Below are 17,012 nucleotides of genomic sequence, written 5' to 3'. Positions count from 1 at the left end.
ACGTAAAGTGTACATCTGTTCATCTCTCGATCACACCCTGTGATTCCCAAACCCAAACTAATTCAGACCTCAAATTTGACTGACAAGACACCTACCACTATGAATCTTACCGAACTGAAGAATCAGGCCGTTTCTGAGCTAGTCGCCCTAGGCGAAAGCATGGGCCTTGAAAACCTCGCCCGCCTTCGTAAACAAGACATCATCTTCGCGATCTTGAAGCAACACGCGAAAAGCGGCGAAGATATTTTTGGAAATGGCGTGCTGGAGATCCTTCAGGACGGCTTCGGCTTCCTGCGCAGTGCAGACTGCTCTTATCTTGCTGGCCCAGATGATATCTATGTTTCACCAAGCCAAATTCGCCGTTTTAACCTGCGAACGGGTGATACCATCTCTGGCAAAATCCGTCCGCCTAAAGATGGCGAGCGTTACTTCGCACTGTTGAAAGTGAACGAAGTTAACCATGACCGACCTGATAATGCCCGCAACAAGATCCTGTTTGAAAACCTGACGCCACTGCACGCCAACGAGCGTATGGTGATGGAGCGTGGTAACGGCTCTACCGAAGACATTACAGCGCGTGTGCTGGATCTGGCATCGCCAATCGGTAAAGGTCAACGTGGTTTGATTGTTGCTCCGCCAAAAGCGGGTAAAACCATTTTGCTGCAGAACATTGCACAGAGCATTGCCCACAACCACCCTGAGTGTGAGCTAATGGTACTTCTGATTGACGAACGTCCGGAAGAAGTGACCGAAATGCAGCGCTTGGTAAAAGGCGAAGTAATAGCTTCTACCTTTGATGAGCCTGCGAGTCGCCACGTTCAGGTTGCTGAAATGGTTATCGAGAAGGCTAAACGCCTTGTTGAGCACAAAAAAGACGTGGTTATCCTGCTGGATTCCATTACGCGTCTGGCTCGTGCATACAACACCGTGGTACCAAGCTCAGGCAAAGTATTGACTGGTGGTGTGGATGCCAACGCATTGCACCGTCCGAAGCGTTTCTTCGGTGCGGCACGTAATGTTGAAGAGGGCGGCAGCCTGACCATCATTGCGACAGCGCTGGTGGATACCGGTTCTAAGATGGATGAAGTTATCTACGAAGAATTTAAGGGTACAGGTAACATGGAACTGCACCTATCTCGTAAGATTGCAGAGAAGCGTGTCTTCCCTGCTATCGACTTTACGCGTTCAGGTACGCGTCGTGAAGAGCTTCTGACCAAGCCTGACGAGCTGCAGAAAATGTGGATTCTGCGTAAGATTGTTCACCCAATGGGTGAAAGCGATGCGATGGAATTCCTGCTCGATAAGCTTTCTATGACCAAGACTAACGAAGAATTCTTTGAAGCAATGCGTCGTCAGAAATCGTAACGCGCATTACGCTGAAAGAGAAAAGCACCGCCTGGCGGTGCTTTTTTTTGCCTGTAAAAAGACACGGCCAAGCGCTTATCAGTTGCTAAATATGAGAATGAGCCTCAGAATTGAGCTGGCATATTATTTAGCCAGTGGATTGGGATGTACTGGCGCAGGATTTCTGGGATGAAACGTTCACTCGCTTTACTAATCATATTGTTCTTCACCCTCTTTGGCGCTGTATCGCGAGCCATCACGATATCGCCTGATGACGTGGCGTCGCATATCGCCGATCCCAAGACCGTATCCTCTATTCTCCATGCAACTTCTTTGTTTGATGCCAATCAGATCCCACAGCTTGAAAGCTATCTGGCTGTTTTGCCGGAATTGTCGCGCGAAGAAGCATTGACGGTACTAGCTCGCCGAGCGATTACCTTTTCCAACATGACGCCAGAGATCGAAAAGTTTCTTGTCACCATTAGCCATCAACAGCCTAAATACTTAGTGAAAAGTCAGGGTAATGGCTACTGGGTGACCATGCCTGCTTTTAACTATGCGGGTGAAGCGAAGTGGGTACTCAATCGCTGGAAGATAAAATTATTGGGCGACGAGGCGAATAGACTGCTCAATTACGATCAACTGTCGTTGGCGACTTGGTTGTCGTTCTCCTCCAATGATTACACCTTGCGTCGAGAGGCATTAGTGGGCTTGATTCCTGGCCTGTCACCGCAGGCGCTCAGTAAACTTGAAGCGCTGTATCTTGCAGACAAGAGCATGGTATGGAGTCCAGACAATGCAGTTTTGGCCGCGCTAGCCAATCAAACGGGCAGCAATGCACTGTATAATTTGCTCTGGCTCCGCCGCACGGATAGCTTTAGTTTGGCAGCGTTACACAAAATGGATTCACCGCCTGTTGGCCAGCAACAGATTAATCAGATGATCGCTGCGACGGTTAACCCCGTATTGGCCGAGACAGCGATTCGACAACTGACGGGCTTGCATCCGCTTCCTGACGATGTGAAGTCGTTTTTGCTAAAGCAGATTGGCGATCGCCAACGTGGTAAGTCTGTTGCGGCTTTGCTTGCTGAACAGGGACACAGTGCCTGGTTAGAGCAACTGCAGCAACAAGTGTCGGGCGTGACTCGTCGTAATATTAAGAACGGATTGGATAGCGTCAAAAGCTAACGGATACGTCCCTCGTTTCTATTTTTTCACACGTGTTACCCGTGACACATCTCGTTATAATCAACCCCTCACATCTCATCCGGGAAGGCTATGAAATTTACTGATTTACGCGCGTTTATCGACTATCTGGAATCTGTCGGTGAACTAAAACGCATCTCTCATCCTGTCGACCCAAACCAAGAAATGACAGAAATCGCGGATCGCGTCCTGCGTGACGGCGGCCCAGCATTATTGTTCGAAAACCCGGTCGGTTACGATATTCCTGTTTTGGCAAACTTGTTTGGTACGCCTAAACGTGTCGCCATGGGCATGGGGCGAGAAGATGTCACTGCGCTGCGTGAAGTCGGTAAATTGTTGGCTTATCTAAAAGAGCCTGAGCCGCCAAAGGGCTTTAAAGATGCCTTGGACAAGCTGCCTGTGTTTCGACAAGTGTTAAACATGCCAGCCAAAAAACTGCGCAAAGCGCCGTGTCAGGACATCGTGTGGCAAGGTGACGATGTCGATCTGGATAAAATTCCGGTGATGAGTTGCTGGCCGGATGATGTAGCGCCGCTGCTGACTTGGGGGTTAACCATTACCCGTGGGCCGAACAAAAAGCGTCAGAACCTCGGTATTTATCGTCAGCAGAAAATCGGTAAAAACAAGGTGATCATGCGTTGGTTGGCACACCGAGGTGGCGCGCTGGACTTGCGTGAATGGATGGAAGCGCACCCAGACAAACCCTTTCCGGTGTCGGTAGCCTATGGTGCAGATCCTGCGACGATTCTTGGTGCGGTCACACCCGTGCCCGATACTTTGTCTGAATACGCATTTGCGGGTTTGCTTCGTGGCAGTAAGACCCAAGTCGTCAAAAGCATCAGCAATGATTTAGATGTACCTGCCAGCGCAGAAATTGTGATGGAAGGGTATATCGACCCGAATGAGTTTGCTGACGAAGGGCCATATGGCGATCACACTGGCTATTACAACGAAGTTGAGCGTCATCATGTGTTTACTGTGACGCACATTACCATGCGTCAAAAACCGATTTATCACAGCACCTATACAGGGCGTCCACCGGATGAACCTGCCGTGCTGGGTGTCGCACTCAACGAAGTGTTCGTGCCGATTTTGCAAAAGCAATTTCCCGAGATTGTGGATTTCTATCTGCCGCCGGAAGGCTGTTCGTATCGCATGGCCGTGGTCAGCATGAAGAAGCAATACCCAGGACATGCCAAGCGCGTGATGATGGGCGTGTGGTCTTTCCTGCGTCAGTTCATGTACACCAAATACGTCATCGTGGTGGATGAAGACGTGGATACACGTGATTGGCACAGTGTTATTCAAGCCATGACGACTCGCATGGATCCGATGCGAGATACGCTGCTTATCGAAAACACCCCCATTGATTCACTCGATTTTGCATCCCCTGTCGTGGGGTTAGGCTCCAAAATGGGTATAGATGCCACCATTAAATGGGAAGCCGAAACCACTAACTATCCCGCACAGAATGATTCAGTGCCCGATCCCGTTGCACTGGAAGCGGCAATCAGCGCAGTGCGCGAACAGTTTCCAGAAATCGTCGAACTCTATTTGCCGCTTGAGGCCAATGCGAGTCGCATGGCATTGGTAACCATCAAAAAAGATTCAGCTGGCCATGGACCCCGCGTCATGGAAGGGATTTGGTCATTATTCGGGCCGATTACCGACCTCAAGTTTGTGATGGTGTTTGATGACGGCGACGTCAACGTACGCGACTGGAACGACGTAATTTGGGCAATAACCACCCGCATGGATCCGGCTCGTGATACCCTGTTCGCGCCTTCAGCCTCGACCCGCGATTGCCAAGATGCGTCGCCAGTTGCAGAGCAGGGGTCTAAAATGGGGTTAGATGCCACCAATAAATGGCCGGGAGAATCCACCCGAGAGTGGGGGACACCGATAGCCAAAGATCCGCAAATTGTCGCCAACGTCGACAGCATGTGGGAAAAATTGGGTATTTAATCCGTGTATAAAGTAAACCTAATGCCAGCAGGAGCCGAGTTTGAGGTTGCTGCACACCAAACACTATTACAAGGCGCGCTCAGCGCAGGAATAGCATTTCCTAACCGTTGTCAGATCGGTGCTTGTGCAACATGCCTTTGCAGGTTGATAGAAGGTGATGTGCGTTATCATCTTGAGCCTATGCTCACCGAACAAGAAAAAGAGCAAGGTTGGATATTTGCCTGCCAGGCCATTCCCAGCAGTGATCTGGTGGTTAGTTTTGAGGAAAGCGATGACTATTAAATGTGAAGTAACGTCAGTGTCGTCACTGACCAATAACACCTATCGAATCTTATTAAAGCCTGAGCATCCTGTGAGCTACAAAGCGGGTCAATACCTGCTCGCGGTGATGGGCGAGAAAGACAAGCGCCCGTTCTCGATTGCCAGCAGCCCATGCCGTCAAAACGGTCACGAGCTTGAACTGCACATTGGTGCGGCAGAAGAAAACGCTTACGCTATGGATGTGGTGAAAGCAGCACAAGAGGCACTCGCAAAAGGCGAACAATCCTTTGTGATTGAAGCGCCGCATGGGGATGCATGGCTTCGCGAGGAGCGTCAACGCCCATTGATTTTGATTGCGGGTGGTACAGGATTTTCTTACGTGCGCAGCATGCTGGACCATTGTTTGAGCCAAGGTTTCAATCAGCCGATTTTCCTATATTGGGGCGGGCGTGATATCAGCCAGCTTTATGCCAATGATGAAATGGAAGCGCTCGCATTGAAAAACAGCCAACTGACTTACATTCCTGTGGTGGAAAACACACTTGAAGGTTGGAGCGGCAAAGAAGGCAATGTGCTGCAAGCCGTGATGGAAGACTTCATCTCGCTGTCGGCGTACGACGTGTACATTGCAGGTCGCTTTGAAATGGCAGGTGCAGCACGTGAGATGTTCTGCACCGAACGAGGCGCAGAACGTGACCACCTTTTTGCAGATGCGTTTGCCTTTCTGTAAACCTGATAGGCAGTAGCTTGGGGCGAGTATTCACTGCGCCGACTAAGCACAGCCAAACCGAATACAAAAACACCGCCTGTTGGCGGTGTTTTTGTATCAAAAGAAAAAGAGTGCAGAGGGTTATGCGTGCGCGGATGCCGCAATTTTCTTTTTCACCCAGGTTTCATTGAGCCAGAGCGAGGCCAAAATCACTGCGCCACCCATTGCTAGTGTCCCTAAGTCTGCATCGCGATTCCAGATAAGCACGTTGACCACAATTCCTGCCGGTACCAACGCATTGTTCATCACCGCCAGTGCACCCGCATTGACCAGTGTTGCGCCTTTGTTCCAAAGGAAATAGCCCAAGCCTGATGCCACAGTACCAAGATAAATCAAAATGCCCCATTGCAATGATGTGGTAGGCAGTTTGTCCGTGTTGCCGAGCAGCAGAAAGGCAGGCAAAGCCACACACAATGCGCCAAGGTAAAATAGACCAAATACCGTATGTTGCGGCACGTCTGTCTCCGTTCGCTCCATTACCACTTTGTAGCTGACTTGTCCGATGGCAAAACAGAGGTTTGCTCCTTGGACAATCAAGAAACCCAACATAAAGTTCGGGTTTACCGACGCGAATTTAATCACCACAGCGCCAAGCACGGCCAGTGCTGCGGTCATCAGGTACCAAGGTGAGAAACGGCGATGCAGTAAGTCATACGTTAGCGTGACATAGATGGGCGTAAACACGGTAAACAGCAGCACTTCTGGTACAGAGAGATACAAAAAGGATTGATAGTAGAAGCAATACATCAGACCAAGCTGAACGCCACCGATAGCCATTAGCTTAAGCATGAGTGGGCGCGGTACGCCTTTAAGACGTAAGAATGGCAAAAAAACGACCGCCGCCAACGCTACGCGGGTGACGACTGAAAACCAGGCATCTACCTGCCCGGCTAGGTAAACGCCAATTAAGCTAAAAGAAAATGCCCACAAGAGGGTAATAAACGCGAGGTAACCCATAAAAATCCCTATTTGGTAACTAATTGCCGCAAAGTGTACCGGAAATTACGGCAATAGGCAGGGAGCGGCGATCTGGACGGAGCAGCGTGTTGGGCGCGTGCGATCAGCTCGGCAGCGGCACCATCAGCATATCGACAGGGGTTTTATTGATCAGTTGTTTGGCGGACGAAACCAGTGCACTCCAAAAATCCTGATGATGACCGCAAATGACGAGATCAATGCCGAAATGACCAATAGATTCGGTGATTTCCTCGGCCAAATCACCGCTGGCGACCAGCGAATGCGTGACAGGCACGTCCACGTGTTTTGCCAGTGTGTTCAATTGCGACTGAGCTTCATCAATAATATGGTTGCGTGTCTCCACCAGATTGACATCAATGAGGCCGGTATAAAGCTGCGCATAGTTAACGTCGATATGGATCAGCGACAGTTTGGCTCCAAGGGGTTTAGCCAGCGCAGCGCCTTTTTGAACTAGTGCTTCGCTGTCTGCAGAAAGATCGACTGCCACCAAAATGTGTTTATAGCCCATGGCTTAACTCCTAATTTGCACGCTGTGTACTGCCTACATGATCAATATTAGTGATGAGTAGCGTTTACTACGCAATCTTTCTCGTAAAAATCAGGGTTGCAGGCAATTCCAAGTATGCTTGCAATGAAAACTAATCAAAAACTACCATCGTCTCCAAACCAAGACTGTTGCAGAGATCTCAATGCAGGTGTGTGCCAAGTGAACTTGTCCTCTCAGATTGTTAGAGGGGGTTGAAATGCACTCTCTCGACAGACAGAATGCCTATTAGATTGAATAAAAAGGACACAGAGCATGCTAGCAAAACCGATGATCGAGCAACTGAATGCGCAGATTAATTTGGAGTTTTTTTCATCAAACCTATACTTACAGATGAGCGCGTGGTGTGAGGACAAAGGATTTGAAGGTGCTGCGCAGTTTATGCGTAAGCATGCACAAGAAGAAATGGAGCATATGCAGCGTCTGTTCACTTACGTGAGTGAGACAGGAGCGATGCCAATATTGGGCACGATTGAAGCGCCGCGTCACCATTTCGAATCACTTGGTGAAGTATTTCGTGAAACATACAAACACGAACAACTCATTACTGAGAAAATTAATCATTTGGCACACGTCGCGTTTACCACGCAGGACTATTCTACGTTTAACTTCTTGCAATGGTATGTCGCCGAACAGCACGAAGAAGAGAAACTCTTCAAGAGCGTTATCGACAAGATTGAACTGGTAGGGGAAGACGGAAAAGCCCTCTTCTTCATTGATAAAGATTTGGCAGAAATGGCCAAACAAGCACCCACTTCTGTGATGGATAGCCCTGTGGCTTAAGACGCGTATTCCGTCTTCGCTCAGGCTTCTCATAGGCAACAAGGGAGATGAGACCATGAGCGGAGACGCATTAATTATCGCGATTTTTTTCGTTACGCTGGCGAATATCCTGCGCTATGTGAGTTCGCTTCGCGTTCTACTCGTGATGATGCGAGAAGCCAACCCACTGCTTTATCAGCAGATGAACCGTGGCAATAATTTCTTTTCTTCCCAAGGTGATATCAGTCGTCAAAAACGCTTATATCATTACATTCGAAGTCAGGAATATCTTCACCATCATGATGAGGCTTTTATTGCCAAGTGCAACAAAGTCAGACACTTGTTTATCCTATCGACTGCCCTCGTACTCGCTTTGGTTGTTTCACTCTTTTTTGTGGCGTTCGCAGGTCTTTAGCTCATCAGTAAGTCATATCTACGAAAACGCTGACTGATGTCGGCGTTTTTTTTGTTACCCTCAACATCAATAAACAATACACCGACATTAAAACACCTGACAGAAAGGGGGAGATCGACGTGGATCGATTCATGGCGTGGTGGCATTCGAGTTCCGAAGGCATCAATTTGGAATGGGTTGAACACATTGCCATACTACTGGCGATGGCCGCGTTTGCCTGGTTAGTGTGGCACGTCGTCTTTGGGCGTTTGGTCGCGATTGCTCAAAAGACAAAAACCGAGTGGGACACCATTTTACTCCAAACCGTGAGCACGCCCATTAGTGTCTTGATATGGCTTTGGCCGTCGAGTTATGTCCTCGACAGCCTGCTAGAAGCCACGGCGAAAGTCAGTGAAAGCTGGCTGGTGGTGTCACGTCGGGTGCTTGTTTTTGGCGTTATCCTTTGGATATTGCTGCGGCTGGTTAATCGTATCGAAGCGTATTTGATGAAATCCGATACACGCGACCAAACCACCGTTTCTGCAATGGGGCATATACTGCGTTTGCTGTTGGCCGTTGTGGGCGTATTAACGGCGCTACAAGCCTTTGGTATTAGCCTGACAGGCTTGCTCACCTTTGGTGGTGTTGGTGGCCTTATTGTCGGCTTAGCGGCTAAAGATTTACTGTCCAACTTCTTCGGGGGGTTGATGATTTACTTCGATCGGCCTTTCAGTGTGGGTGATTGGATTAGCTCTCCTGATCGCAACATCGAAGGCACGGTAGAGCGCATCGGTATGCGAATGACCATGATCCGCAGCTTTGAAAGCCGCCCCCTGTATGTGCCGAACTCGGTGTTTAGTAGCATTGTGGTGCTGAACCCTTCACGCATGCAGCATCGCCGCATCAAAGAAACCATAGGACTTCGTTACAAAGATGCCGACAAAATGGCGGCCATCGTGGCAGACGTCAAAACCATGCTGGAAAACCATCCTGATATTGAGCAGCGTTCGACCTTGATGGTGAACTTCGATGCATTTGCCAACTCTTCGCTCAACTTCTTCATCTATACCTTTACCAAAACCATTAATTGGTCGCGCTATCACGAAGTGAAGCAGGATGTGATGTTAAAGATTGTCGAGATTGTTCATGCACATGGCGCAGACTTTGCGTTCCCATCGCGCACCATCAGCTTTGATAAAGGTGAGATGACCGAAACAGCCATTCCCGTGCCTGAGGCCATCCAAGCAGCATCGAACAAGCACTGAGTCATAAACACACTGGCTCAAGCGGATCAGGGCGGCTACAATGCCGCCCTATTTCATGCAGTTCGTTATTCAAGCAGTAGAGTGTAGAGATGAAACAAGTTGATTTGGTGATCATTGGCGCAGGGGCAGCAGGCTTAATGTGTGCGGCGCAGGCGGGTAAGCGCGGTCGTTCCGTGCTGGTGGTCGATAACGGCAAAAAACCGGGGAGGAAGATCTTGATCTCCGGCGGTGGTCGTTGCAACTTCACCAACTACGACGTGACGGCATCTAACTTTGTCTGCGGCAATCCGCATTTTGCTAAGTCCGCGCTAGCGCAATACAGCCAGTGGGATTTCTTTTCCATGATTAACGAATACGGCATTGCGTGGGAAGAGCGTGAACATGGCCAGCTATTTTGTATCGATTCGGCGAAAGATATCGTAGAAATGCTGCTAAAAGAGTGCGATATGCCCAATGTCGAACAACGCTATCGCTGCGATGTGCACGACATTGAGAAGACTGAAGATGGCTTCACCTTAAAACTCGATACCGACACGGTAGCGTGCCAGTCATTGGTGGTAGCAACGGGTGGGCTGTCGATGCCAAAACTCGGTGCAACCCCATTTGGTTATCACGTTGCAGAGCAGTTTGGCTTGAAGCGCATACCGACCACCGCAGGCCTGGTGCCATTTACCTTGCACGACAAAGACAAAGTCGCGTTTGCTGATTTGTCCGGTATTGCCATTCCCGTCACCATCACCTCAGAAAGTGGAGTCACTTTCAAAGAGAACCTTCTGTTTACCCATCGCGGCTTGTCTGGCCCTGTGGTGTTGCAGATAAGCTCATACTGGGTGCCGGGTGAGAAAGTCACGGTGAATTTGTTGCCGGATTTAGATCTGACAGACACCATCAACGCAATGCGTGAGAAGCATCCAGCGCAGAGCCTGAAAAACAGCCTGTCCCGCTTGTTGCCAAAGCGTCTGGTCGAAGCCATGATCACGCGCGGTGATATGGAAGACAAGCCGCTCAAGCAGCTTACGCCAAAAGAAATCGCATCGCTGGCAGATTACCTGCATCAATGGAACATCGCACCCAATGGCACAGAAGGCTATCGCACGGCGGAAGTGACTTTAGGTGGCGTGGATACCGATGAGCTTTCATCTAAAACCATGGAAGCCAAAAAAGTTGCAGGGCTTTATTTTGTCGGTGAAGTGATGGATGTGTCCGGCTGGTTGGGGGGGTACAACTTCCAGTGGGCGTGGAGTTCCGGCTGGGTTGCTGGGCAGAATGTGTGATTAGCCGTAAGTAAATTAAAGACTTGAATCGAGGTCTGTTGCGTCCATTTTTAGGAGGTGGCCGGCCTCGGTCTGGGTGCGCAAATTTTATTCGCTAAACGTTAAAAATAAACCTTTACAAAAATGGGCGTTGGGGTATTATCCATCTCGCTCTGTTGAACAGGGTTATTAATGAAAGACGTAAAAGTAAAAGTAAAAATTCAGTTTGCCTTCCAATTGTTGTGCCCTCTGTGTTTCCCTTAGCTTCATCGTAACATTCAATAATTCAAGCTTTCAGTGCATCGCATTTTTGCGAAATTTCTTATGAATTAATATTTAAGGGACACATCATGTCTAACAAAACAACTGGTCTAGTAAAGTGGTTTAACGAAGAGAAAGGTTTTGGTTTTATTACTCAAGACAACGGCGGTGCTGACGTATTCGTTCACTTCCGTGCTATCGCTTCTGAAGGCTTCAAAACTCTGGCTGAAGGCCAAAAAGTATCTTTCGAAGTTGAGCAAGGCCAAAAAGGCCCACAAGCTGCTAACGTAGTAGCTCTGTAATTTCGAAAGAAGGACGCAGGTGGTTATCCATCTGCGTTTTTTTTCGCCTGCAATAAATCGCTCTCGCTCCATGCCTTCTATTTACACCTCTTTTCTAGATTAAAATCACCCTCTAAAAATATCAGCACTTCAATTTATCATCGCGCCCCTTGCTTATTGATGCTTCTATGACGTTGCACCTACGTTTTATTTCACGTTCTTGAATATATTTTAAAAAATAACGCACACCTGTTTTATGTCGCGAGATTTGTTATTTTTAATTTTTGGGGATTTTGAAAAAGGCGCCACGGAATAGCAGCGCCATTTTTTGTGTCTGTTCGAGGATGGCTTACCGCAAAAACAACGTGAACATGATCTTTTGCCACCATTTTCCATATGGCGGTGTCATTAGCTTGCCGGGGTTGAGTTTGCCTCGGCTGAACACGGTTTTGGCATGGCTGAAAGTGCGGAAGCCTTCGATGCCATGGTAGTGACCTAAACCAGATGGGCCCACGCCGCCAAATGGCGCATCATCAACGGCGACTTGCATAATCGTGTCATTGATGGCGAGAGAGCCTGAGTGAGTGTGTCGGATGACATGGCGCGTGAAATCATCATCAAAGGACATTAAGTACAACGCTAATGGGCGCGGCATGTTTCGAATGGTCGAGAGCACATCCTGCACATCGTGATATGTGATGATGGGTAGCAAGGGGCCGAAGATTTCTTGCTGCATGATAGCGCTGTCTGCGGGTGGGTTGATCACCAGATGCAGGGCCATTTTTCGTGTTGCTGGCAAGATGGCTTCTTCACTCAGCGGGATAACGGTGACGCCACGTTTTTGTGCATCATCAATCAAAGACTCGAGTCTGGCGAATTGGCGGTCATTGATAATGGCCGTGCGATCATCGCTTTGAATACCTGCGGGGTAGGCGGCTTTCCATTGAACGCGAAGCGCTTCGACGACATCATCCAGTTTATCTTCATGAACAAAAATGTGGTCAGGGGCGACGCAGATTTGCCCAGCATTGAGGTTCTTCCCAAATAGCAGGCGCTCAGCCGCGATTTCCGGTGCAATATCAGGCGCGATGATAACGGGGGACTTTCCCCCCAATTCTAGCGTGACAGGTGTGAGGTTTGCGGAAGCCGCTTCCATCACTTTCTTACCCACTTCGGTCGAGCCAGTAAACAGCAGGTGATCGAAAGGCAGTTTGGTAAACGCGGTTGCCACGGCGACATCACCTTCAATCACACTCACTTTGTCTTCAGAAAACGCCTCTTTGAGCATGGTTTTGACAACCTGATTGGTGAGTGGCGTGAATTCACTCATCTTGAGCATCACGCGGTTGCCCGCTGCGATGGCGGTCATCAGGGGGATCAGGCTTAAGGTGATAGGGAAGTTCCACGGCACGATGATGCCGACGACGCCAAGGGGTTGATAGTGAATTTCAACTTTGGCGGGGGCAAGCAAGAGGCCCGCAGAGCGGCGCGAAGGCTTCATCCAGCGCTTGAGCTTGCGTTTGGTATAACGAAGCATCTGAAAGCAAGGCATGATGTCTGCCATTAGGGTATCGGTTTGACTGCGATGACCATAATCTTGAGACAATGCATCAACTAACGCGTCGGTATGGGTTTTCAGCACGCGCTGCAGGCGAGTTAAATCTTCAATGCGCTCGGCATAGCCAATGTCAGCAACCTGCCGAGTTAATGCGCTTTTTCGGGAAAATTGTGCTTCCAGCATAGTGATCTGCTGTTCAATTGGCGTGTTATTGGCCATCGATACCACGGTCATATTTGCGCGTCCTTCATGCGATATCCGTTGCGTAACATTAAGGTTTGCCTCAGCAGTTTGCAAGTTTGATACATGCTAATGTGATGTCGTGATATGTTGGCGATCTGCCTCGAAAGCGCGCATAAATTCTTCAAAATACGTAGACATAGCGTGAACGTTTTCTTCTTCATTTAACGCCCTTAAAATTTCAATACCCACCTCACAGGTACAGAGTGATCCTGTAGGTTGATTGCGGCGCAGTGAATAGGTGGTTGTTAGCCCTTCGGGCAGTGCCACCGTTGGGATGTCTTCCAGCCAAGGGCTTTGGCGCAGCATCTTGCGCGCCTGCTGCCACGTTGCATCAACAATGATGAAATGCAGAGGCCTCGCGTAGGGCTCTTCGTATGATGCTGACGAGTAACCTGCTGTCACTTCTTTTAATTGGCGTGCCGTTTCGCTTGGAAAAACCAAATAGGGTTGAACGGCAGGGTCTGCCAGTAAGGTTAGCAATTCTGCGGGCGGTGTTTTTCGGTGCCAGATGTGTCGTCGACAATGCGGCAATGCCGCTTCCAACAGCCGACCGGTATTGGTGGGGCGGTCGGCTTCGGTTTCGTGCATTAATAGTTCAATACGCACATTGCTGTTTAACGACGGAGTTTGGTCGCACAAGCAGTTGTAATGAAAGCCGCAATGTTCACACGGCGCAGGTTTAGTTGGCAATGTGTATTCCTCGCCGTTCAATTAGTTAAGCGTAATGCCTTCCTGTTGTGGATAAATGCCATCTGAGAACAGGTAGGTGTCGGTAGCGTCAGGCAGACTAACCTCGGGGGCAACCGAAGGGTTCGAGGGATAACGGTTGCCGTCAAAGTGAAGCACATGGGTGGCGGCTTTAGCGCCGCCGCCACCGACAGGCATAATCAAATCACGCCAGCCATTGTGTGTGGCGTTACCCATCTGGAAAGGCAAATGCACTAAGGTTATGCGGCTATTGAAGCGCCAATCGCCATCTTGGTTAGCAAACACTAACAAGGTACAACCGCCGCTACCGCACCAGTCGGTCAAGACCAGTAATTCGTTGTCGCCATCGTTGTTGAGATCTTCGCTTAACCAGCGATACCGCGTACCAGCGGCTTCTGTGGCGGTATCACCCAAATACGCTTTCAGCGCCGCATCAACTTTTGGGTTGAATTCCGCTGAACCTTCTACGCCATGCGCCGCTAATCGTTCAGCACCATGCGAAATGTTTGTCGCGTCAATTTCGCTGCCGACCATCAAAGATAAGGTTAACCCTTGCGCGCCGAGACTGTATTCGCGGCCGTTGACGATCTCTTTGTCAGCAGTCAGGGTCAGTCCATTTCGCTCAAACAGACGCTCACTCACCAGGTACTGGCCTTGATGGCGAGTCATCATGACTTGCACAGCATTGGCGTTTACTTGCTGCCAAATGCCCGTTTCGATGAGTTCTGGCTCATTGGCTTGCTGATAATGCGTGGTGGCAGAATGATCTGGGTTCAGGGTGACCGTGGTTGTTAGGCGAGTATCACCAAGTGTGGTGACTCCTTGATAATTACCGACCCACTCTTGGGTGGGGTCATCTGCCGATAACGTTGCGCAGCCTTGCCATGATTGCTTGCCCTTGGTGAAAGTGGATGTCCAGCCATAGATGCTGTCACTCATGCCATCGCTACAAAGTGCTGGGCGAAGTGTCAGTGTCGCGCCATCGGTCTGATACATTCGTGCTTCTGGGCTAATGTTTCGAGCTGTGAGCGTGAAGCGTTCGCTGTCATACCCTAAGCGGTCAAATTGAAGTGTATTGTTTTCAACAGACACCCCCCAGAAAGGCTCAGTGCCTGATGCGACTGTGCGGTCACGGGGTTGCTGGCAGCCATCAATTTCTGCAGACATCAGGTTGAGTTGCGTGACTTTGAAGGTGGCGGGGTAGTCGGCTGCGAAGCCGTCTGACGATGGCGCGACAAACTCACCAATCACTTCGCCATAAATGGTGCTGTATGGGCTCGCGCTTAAGGCTAAGCCTTGCTGGCTGAGTGATGGGGCAAGTTGCAGCCAGTATTGGCTATTACTGCCGCATGGCGAGATGGCGCTTACATCATGCCCTAAGGTCACTTCACCACGCAGCATAAAGCGCTGTGGTACTGGCGTTGGTGCCGATTGAGGCGGTGATTGTTTTTGTAAATCATCGGAGTTTCCCAGTTCAACGGGCCCAGATGGTGATTGGCTGCAGGCAGAAAGCAGGCTAATAAAAACAGTGAGGCCGAGCAGTTTTGGAAGGCTGCGATTTAGAATTGGCAACGGAGATTCCTCTTCTCTTTCATGGGCTAAAAGGGTAAAACCATGATGATGACATTCACACCAATGGGGCGATTATGGCGTATTGGCTATTAAAAACCGAGCCTGATACTTTTTCTATAGACACCTTAAAACAGCAAAAGGTCTCGTGCTGGGAAGGTGTGCGCAATTATCAGGCACGAAATATGATGCGTGATGGGATGAAGGTTGGCGATCTCGCGTTCATCTACCACTCTTCGTGCAAGGATGTAGGCGTGGTGGGTATCGCTGAAGTGGTGAAGGCTGCGTATCCCGATCATTTTCAGTTTGATCCCGAAAGCCCTTACTTCGACCCCAAAAGCTCGCCGGAAAACCCTCGATGGATAATGGTGGATGTCGAATACCGACAGCATTTGAATTATGTGTCCTTGGCGCGGATAAAAGCGAATCCGGTGCTGGAAGAGATGCCACTGGTCAAGAAGGGAAGCCGTCTCAGCATCATGCCCGTCACTGACATGCAGTGGAACGAGATCCTATCGATGTCGGAAGCACGCAAAAGGTAGCCTGGGGGCGTCAGTGAAATTGGCGAATTAGGTCACGTGACTGAAAAGAAAACGGCAGCGGGGGGAATCGCTGCCGTACTGCATCTTACGTGTCTAGTTATAGCACACGCTTGTTGCCATCGCTTTTAAGCAATACATGTCGTTAATGCTGATTTTCCAGTAAGTGCGTTTCCAGATAGCGTGCCACGGCTTCGTCGGCGTTGCTGCCAATCACTTCGTTGTTCGGCAGCGTTGCTTTTACGCGTGGATGTGCTGTCGCCATCACCAAGCCTTTTTTTGCCGCAGTCAACATTTCCACATCATTCATGCCATCGCCAAACGCGATGCATTCATCAAGGCTGAAGCCTTTGATTTCCGCCACCGCCTTTAATGCTTCGCCTTTTGATACGCCAGCCGCCATGACTTCAAGACAAAATGGCGTAGAAAAAGCCACGCTGACTTTATCGCCGAAGGTATCGATGAATTTCTTTTCATAGGCAGTCAGGTAATCATGATCATGACGAATGAAGAAGATTTTCGCTACGTCTTCAAGTGGCGGGTTTTCTGGGTCAAACAGCGTAAAGCTGAAACCTGAATCTTTGTGGTATTTCGCCAAATCTTCGTCAACGCGGTTCAGCAACCAATCGTTCTCACGATAGATATGAATCGTGATGGTTTCATCGTCCTTCATCATGTTGACCAGTTCAGTGATTACCTCTGGTTCGACATTGCGGCTGAAAATGAGGTTGTCATCTTCATCGTGAACGCGTGCACCGTTTGAGGTGATCATGAATGCAGGGATGCCGACGCTCTGGCGAATGTGTGCCACATCGATATGGTGACGACCGGTTGCGAAAACAAAATGCTCGCCCTTTTGATGAAGGCGTTGTAAGACGTCACGAGTGTAAGGGGCGATACTATGGTCTGGTGTCAGTAAGGTGCCGTCGAGATCGGACGCAACGATTCTGTACATGTGTACCTCAAGTCGAAGAGAAGAGAATTCAATACGCACTCAGTGTATCTAAGCGCAGAAGAAAGAAAAGGGATCAAATCGTCGGTTATTTTTTCCTGTTTCGATGAAATAACCGACACGTCTTCTAATCTATCCACTTCTCTCTGACAATTACGCG

General features: G+C 49.4%; 17 protein-coding genes. 11 read left to right on the top strand and 6 right to left on the bottom strand.

The genetic code is table 11. The features are described 5' to 3' along the window. Positions 1-99: 99 nt before the first annotated feature. The 5 genes from rho (at position 100) to fre (ending at position 5,506) form a co-directional block, all read left to right on the top strand. Positions 100-1,365, top strand: a complete 1,266-nt coding sequence (gene rho / locus AB8599_RS15390) for a transcription termination factor Rho (protein WP_407331737.1) — start codon at positions 100-102, stop codon at positions 1,363-1,365. 168 nt (positions 1,366-1,533) lie between these two features. Beyond that, positions 1,534-2,532: a hypothetical protein gene (locus AB8599_RS15385; protein WP_407331736.1), complete on the top strand. Its 999-nt coding sequence runs from the start codon at positions 1,534-1,536 to the stop codon at positions 2,530-2,532. 90 nt (positions 2,533-2,622) lie between these two features. Further along, complete coding sequence (gene ubiD / locus AB8599_RS15380) at positions 2,623-4,515, top strand: 4-hydroxy-3-polyprenylbenzoate decarboxylase (protein ID WP_407331735.1); 1,893 nt, start codon at positions 2,623-2,625, stop codon at positions 4,513-4,515. 21 nt (positions 4,516-4,536) lie between these two features. Next, a complete protein-coding gene (locus AB8599_RS15375; RefSeq protein ID WP_407331734.1) occupies positions 4,537-4,797 on the top strand; it encodes a 2Fe-2S iron-sulfur cluster-binding protein in 261 nt (86 codons plus the stop codon). Continuing rightward, positions 4,787-5,506 (top strand): NAD(P)H-flavin reductase, encoded by a 720-nt coding sequence (fre, locus tag AB8599_RS15370; protein WP_407331733.1) that lies wholly within the window; start codon positions 4,787-4,789, stop codon positions 5,504-5,506. Before AB8599_RS15375 ends, fre begins: the two co-directional genes overlap by 11 nt. Before the next feature lie 120 nt (positions 5,507-5,626). Here fre and AB8599_RS15365 read toward each other — a convergent pair whose 3' ends face one another. Both AB8599_RS15365 and AB8599_RS15360 read right to left on the bottom strand, forming a co-directional pair. Continuing rightward, positions 5,627-6,502 carry a carboxylate/amino acid/amine transporter gene (locus AB8599_RS15365; RefSeq protein ID WP_407331732.1) on the bottom strand — a complete coding sequence of 292 codons (876 nt, stop codon included), beginning with the start codon at positions 6,500-6,502 and terminating at the stop codon, positions 5,627-5,629. Positions 6,503-6,605: 103 nt separating this feature from the next. Continuing rightward, positions 6,606-7,031, bottom strand: coding sequence for a universal stress protein (locus tag AB8599_RS15360; RefSeq protein ID WP_407331731.1), 426 nt, complete (start codon positions 7,029-7,031; stop codon positions 6,606-6,608). A gap of 291 nt (positions 7,032-7,322) precedes the next feature. On the opposite strand from AB8599_RS15360, the gene ftnA reads away from it, so the two are divergent. The 5 genes from ftnA (at position 7,323) to AB8599_RS15335 (ending at position 11,304) form a co-directional block, all read left to right on the top strand. Continuing rightward, a complete protein-coding gene (gene ftnA, locus AB8599_RS15355; RefSeq protein WP_407331730.1) occupies positions 7,323-7,850 on the top strand; it encodes a non-heme ferritin in 528 nt (175 codons plus the stop codon). A 55-nt stretch (positions 7,851-7,905) separates the two neighbouring features. Continuing rightward, positions 7,906-8,244, top strand: a complete 339-nt coding sequence (uspB, locus tag AB8599_RS15350) for a universal stress protein UspB (RefSeq protein WP_407331729.1) — start codon at positions 7,906-7,908, stop codon at positions 8,242-8,244. A gap of 131 nt (positions 8,245-8,375) precedes the next feature. After that, positions 8,376-9,488: a mechanosensitive ion channel family protein gene (locus AB8599_RS15345; protein WP_407333241.1), complete on the top strand. Its 1,113-nt coding sequence runs from the start codon at positions 8,376-8,378 to the stop codon at positions 9,486-9,488. A gap of 89 nt (positions 9,489-9,577) precedes the next feature. Continuing rightward, positions 9,578-10,762, top strand: a complete 1,185-nt coding sequence (locus AB8599_RS15340) for an NAD(P)/FAD-dependent oxidoreductase (RefSeq protein WP_407331728.1) — start codon at positions 9,578-9,580, stop codon at positions 10,760-10,762. A 329-nt stretch (positions 10,763-11,091) separates the two neighbouring features. Then, positions 11,092-11,304, top strand: a complete 213-nt coding sequence (locus tag AB8599_RS15335) for a cold-shock protein (protein WP_016960596.1) — start codon at positions 11,092-11,094, stop codon at positions 11,302-11,304. A gap of 328 nt (positions 11,305-11,632) precedes the next feature. On the opposite strand, the gene AB8599_RS15330 is transcribed toward AB8599_RS15335, so the two are convergent. The 3 genes from AB8599_RS15330 to AB8599_RS15320 form a co-directional block, all read right to left on the bottom strand. Next, a complete protein-coding gene (locus tag AB8599_RS15330; RefSeq protein ID WP_407331727.1) occupies positions 11,633-13,075 on the bottom strand; it encodes a coniferyl aldehyde dehydrogenase in 1,443 nt (480 codons plus the stop codon). Between the two features lie 75 nt (positions 13,076-13,150). Beyond that, a complete protein-coding gene (locus tag AB8599_RS15325) occupies positions 13,151-13,774 on the bottom strand; it encodes a tRNA-uridine aminocarboxypropyltransferase (protein WP_407331726.1) in 624 nt (207 codons plus the stop codon). Positions 13,775-13,795: 21 nt separating this feature from the next. Further along, complete coding sequence (locus AB8599_RS15320; protein ID WP_407331725.1) at positions 13,796-15,364, bottom strand: COG3650 family protein; 1,569 nt, start codon at positions 15,362-15,364, stop codon at positions 13,796-13,798. Between the two features lie 74 nt (positions 15,365-15,438). Here AB8599_RS15320 and AB8599_RS15315 point away from each other — a divergent pair, with 74 nt between their 5' ends. Beyond that, positions 15,439-15,903, top strand: coding sequence for an EVE domain-containing protein (locus tag AB8599_RS15315; RefSeq protein WP_407331724.1), 465 nt, complete (start codon positions 15,439-15,441; stop codon positions 15,901-15,903). A gap of 142 nt (positions 15,904-16,045) precedes the next feature. On the opposite strand, the gene AB8599_RS15310 is transcribed toward AB8599_RS15315, so the two are convergent. Further along, positions 16,046-16,855 (bottom strand): Cof-type HAD-IIB family hydrolase, encoded by an 810-nt coding sequence (locus AB8599_RS15310; protein ID WP_407331723.1) that lies wholly within the window; start codon positions 16,853-16,855, stop codon positions 16,046-16,048. Positions 16,856-17,012: the final 157 nt, after the last annotated feature.

The sequence above is a fragment of the Enterovibrio litoreus genome (assembly GCF_045679545.1).
Lineage (GTDB): Bacteria > Pseudomonadota > Gammaproteobacteria > Enterobacterales > Vibrionaceae > Enterovibrio.
The sequence above is the reverse complement of the archived record's forward strand: the minus strand, read 5'-3'. Positions and strand labels throughout refer to the sequence as shown.

Bases quoted from the DNA above. Each gene is read 5' to 3' on its own strand.
- AB8599_RS15310 (WP_407331723.1), bottom strand. From the start codon at position 16,855: ATGTACAGAATCGTTGCGTCCGATCTCGACGGCACCTTACTGACACCA.
- AB8599_RS15365 (WP_407331732.1), bottom strand. From the start codon at position 6,502: ATGGGTTACCTCGCGTTTATTACCCTCTTGTGGGCATTTTCTTTTAGC.
- AB8599_RS15335 (WP_016960596.1), top strand. From the start codon at position 11,092: ATGTCTAACAAAACAACTGGTCTAGTAAAGTGGTTTAACGAAGAGAAA.
- AB8599_RS15360 (WP_407331731.1), bottom strand. From the start codon at position 7,031: ATGGGCTATAAACACATTTTGGTGGCAGTCGATCTTTCTGCAGACAGC.
- AB8599_RS15375 (WP_407331734.1), top strand. From the start codon at position 4,537: ATGCCAGCAGGAGCCGAGTTTGAGGTTGCTGCACACCAAACACTATTA.
- AB8599_RS15330 (WP_407331727.1), bottom strand. From the start codon at position 13,075: ATGACCGTGGTATCGATGGCCAATAACACGCCAATTGAACAGCAGATC.
- ubiD (WP_407331735.1), top strand. From the start codon at position 2,623: ATGAAATTTACTGATTTACGCGCGTTTATCGACTATCTGGAATCTGTC.
- AB8599_RS15385 (WP_407331736.1), top strand. From the start codon at position 1,534: ATGAAACGTTCACTCGCTTTACTAATCATATTGTTCTTCACCCTCTTT.
- fre (WP_407331733.1), top strand. From the start codon at position 4,787: ATGACTATTAAATGTGAAGTAACGTCAGTGTCGTCACTGACCAATAAC.
- ftnA (WP_407331730.1), top strand. From the start codon at position 7,323: ATGCTAGCAAAACCGATGATCGAGCAACTGAATGCGCAGATTAATTTG.
- AB8599_RS15315 (WP_407331724.1), top strand. From the start codon at position 15,439: ATGGCGTATTGGCTATTAAAAACCGAGCCTGATACTTTTTCTATAGAC.
- AB8599_RS15345 (WP_407333241.1), top strand. From the start codon at position 8,376: ATGGCGTGGTGGCATTCGAGTTCCGAAGGCATCAATTTGGAATGGGTT.
- rho (WP_407331737.1), top strand. From the start codon at position 100: ATGAATCTTACCGAACTGAAGAATCAGGCCGTTTCTGAGCTAGTCGCC.
- uspB (WP_407331729.1), top strand. From the start codon at position 7,906: ATGAGCGGAGACGCATTAATTATCGCGATTTTTTTCGTTACGCTGGCG.
- AB8599_RS15340 (WP_407331728.1), top strand. From the start codon at position 9,578: ATGAAACAAGTTGATTTGGTGATCATTGGCGCAGGGGCAGCAGGCTTA.